Annotated in this window: 3 protein-coding genes and 1 pseudogene; all 4 read left to right on the top strand. The window is 41.8% G+C overall.

Going from position 1 to position 2,809, the window contains the following annotated elements; translation table 11 throughout:
- Positions 1 to 1,293 (top strand): annotated as a pseudogene (locus tag ACFIK0_RS08995) (filamentous hemagglutinin); the annotation flags it as partial.
- Positions 1,290 to 1,703, top strand: a complete 414-nt coding sequence (locus tag ACFIK0_RS08990; protein ID WP_273791328.1) for a hypothetical protein — start codon at positions 1,290 to 1,292, stop codon at positions 1,701 to 1,703. The pseudogene ACFIK0_RS08995 and the gene ACFIK0_RS08990, both read left to right, overlap by 4 nt.
- A gap of 12 nt (positions 1,704 to 1,715) precedes the next feature.
- The gene (locus ACFIK0_RS08985; RefSeq protein WP_375663860.1) at positions 1,716 to 2,420 is read left to right on the top strand and encodes a filamentous hemagglutinin; all 705 of its coding nucleotides are present in this window, start codon (positions 1,716 to 1,718) and stop codon (positions 2,418 to 2,420) included.
- 20 nt (positions 2,421 to 2,440) lie between these two features.
- Positions 2,441 to 2,809 (top strand): hypothetical protein (locus ACFIK0_RS08980; protein WP_375663859.1); only part of this gene is annotated, 369 nt, incomplete at its 3' end.

Raw genomic sequence — 2,809 nt, 5'->3', positions numbered from 1 at the left:
ACCGCGCCGGCAGAAAAAAACAGCCTGACCACAGGAAGCATTAGCACCAGTGATATCAGCAACGGTGCGCATGCTAAAGCCAGCAGCCATGGGTTTAGCATTTCTGGGAATGACACGATAAAGAACATTGCCAAGAATGTTTTAAATCACGGCAAAGCCAAGGATGGAGCAGAAGGGGAAACCAAATCTGCTATCAGCGATGGGACTATCATCCTTACTGATACAACTGGACAGAGGGCGATGGGGGAAGATGCTGGACAAATCATTGGCTCTCTCAACCGCAACACCGCAGCAGCCCACCAAGCTGTAGGACAGCTAGATGTCGCACCGCTTGAGGGAGCAGTGCATAATCGCGTAGATATGATCAATGATTTATCGGATGAAGGATTGGGATACTGGGACAAAGTGCGCGAAGTCGCAAATGTTAAAGAGCATCCAGTAGGTGAGATTGCGCATGATGAAAATGGCAAAGTACTCTATTTAACCGATGAAAATGGAGAGTATATAAAAGACAGCGATGGAGAATATATCACTCTGTATCACTTTTTAAATGCTGAAGATGAGCAGTATTTACAAGCTGGCTCTGATGGCAACAGGCGTATGTTCTATAATGGTATTTTTAACACACCCGATGAGGCAGCGCGTAATGCGGTTCAGTTAGCTGATAATGAGCATGAGCCCCTTTATTTTACATACCACCCACAAGCTAAAGACAGGCTCGTAGAGATCGGAGTAGCGATTTATGAGTATTTTGGGAGATGGAGTAATTCGACCAAGAAGTTACAAGATTTTATCTATCGTTATGGCAATACAGGGGCGATTGTTAGTGCGCATAGCCGTGGTAGTTTGACAGTGGGCAATGGAATGCGTGACTTTGAACAACGTGGCATTCACGGTATAGCAGAAAAAACAGATATCTATCTTTTTGGACCAGCTGATAACTCTCAATCAATAGCGAATGCACTATATTATGTGAGTGATGGTAAAAAAGATCATATTTATTTACAAAACCATATATTCGATCCCATTGGTACAGGAATTGGTCACAATCTACCTACTTTTTATAAGGCACCCTTAAGGTTCCCTTATGCAATATTTCCACCAGCAACTCCAATGATAGAGCAAGGGAAAGCTCTAGGCGGCTTTAAATCTAGCACCCATAGGTGTTATGGTAATGCGTCGGCAGCATGTAAACGTGATTATGGAGCACATCATAATGATAATACAAAAATTTATGCACCTTATGCAATTTTAGATAATTTAGGTTTAGGTTATTTATGGAGAAAAAAATGAATACACTGTTTAAACTATTGAGTGGGATAGTTTTATTAAGTATAGCTGGATGTGACATTGAAAACATTGACAAACCTGCTCCAGGGTACGTGAATATGTGGGAGAAGACAGGAGCAGATTCTACTGAGGTAGGAAAAGCCTTATTAGAATGTGGAATGCCGAGTCTTATCGATCCTGATTCAGAAAATAAAGAGGTAAACAATAATGGATGGGCAACAATTGATGCCTGTATGGTTCAAGCAGGATTCCACTATAAAGATAAATGGGGAGGAACTTGGTGTCAAAACTATAAAGCCGAAAATTTGCCCATTTGTCAGCCTGGTGCTGTCATCCCGAAGAGAAGTGTCGAAAAGCGCTTAAACAGCCCGTTTTGTAAAAGGTATAAAAATGCATCTGAATGCAAGCCTTAAGTCTTTCTTGTAATGACGGGATTGTTTTCTCACGCACATTATTTAACGCCTGAAGAACAACAGAATTTACAAAAAGGTGCTGATGGCAAGGTGCATGTGTCCTTTAATGGCATCTTTACTCCACCAGAGGAAGCCGCTGTTTATGCGGTTCAACATGCGAAGGATAAAAATGAACCGCTTTATTTTGTGGTGTTCCCTCAAGCCGATTCTGCTATCTCAGAACTTCTAGTCGCGGGCTATCAGAAGTTTATGGAAAATAACTTTTGGGGTTTGACCAATTCAACACAAGAAGCAAAAGATTTGATGTATAGCTATGGTCTTACAGGATTAGAACTTTATGGACATAGTCGCGGGACAATGACATTGGGGAATATGCTGAATTCTTTCAAACAAGAAGGTGTGCACGGTATAGCCGACAACACGAATATCAATTTCTATGGACCAGCCTTTAATGTTTTAGTTGCATCCGGTCTGTTAGGTTATGTGAGTGATGGCAAACAAACCACTATTGGCTTTGATGGGAATAGATATGACTTTGTAAGCAGAATTATTGGTGGCAATGGCTATACCTACGGGACACTCCCTGCTGGCAGTAATGTTTGGACAGAATGGTTGAGAGTGGCTACAAATCCCATAAGCTCCCATACCTGTCTTGGAGATGCGAGTGATAAGTGTACATGGCGCTATGGCACATCTCATCGTGAACAAAAACCTTGAATTAAATAATGGAGTAAAAAATGAAACACATCGTAAAATTATTAAGTGCTGTAACTTTGTTAAGTATAGCTGGGTGCCAGTTTAATAAAACTCCCATATCTTCTATAGGGGCATGGGAGAAGCCAGGAGCAGATTTTACGGAGATAGGAAAAGCCTTGTTAGAATGCGGTATGCCAACCCCTTATGATAAGGATCCAGAAAGTAGAAAGCTCAGTAATAATGCAAATGCAACCATTGATGCTTGCATGCTCCAAGCGGGATTTCGCTATAAATATGATGTGGGGGGAGGCTGGTGTGGAAATCATAAAGCTGAAAACTTGCCGATTTGTCGTCCAGGTGCTGTCATACCACAGCGCAGTGTCAAGAAGCGCTTGAACAGCCCTTTTTGT

Source organism: Bartonella sp. CL63NXGY, assembly GCF_042194905.1.
Classification (GTDB): domain Bacteria; phylum Pseudomonadota; class Alphaproteobacteria; order Rhizobiales; family Rhizobiaceae; genus Bartonella.
Note: the sequence above shows the minus strand (reverse complement) of the source record. Positions and strands in the feature narration are given on the sequence as shown.

What these genes read in the sequence shown, in the direction of transcription:
- ACFIK0_RS08990 (WP_273791328.1), top strand. Translation starts at nt 1,290, where the DNA reads ATGAATACACTGTTTAAACTATTGAGTGGGATAGTTTTATTAAGTATA.
- ACFIK0_RS08985 (WP_375663860.1), top strand. Translation starts at nt 1,716, where the DNA reads ATGACGGGATTGTTTTCTCACGCACATTATTTAACGCCTGAAGAACAA.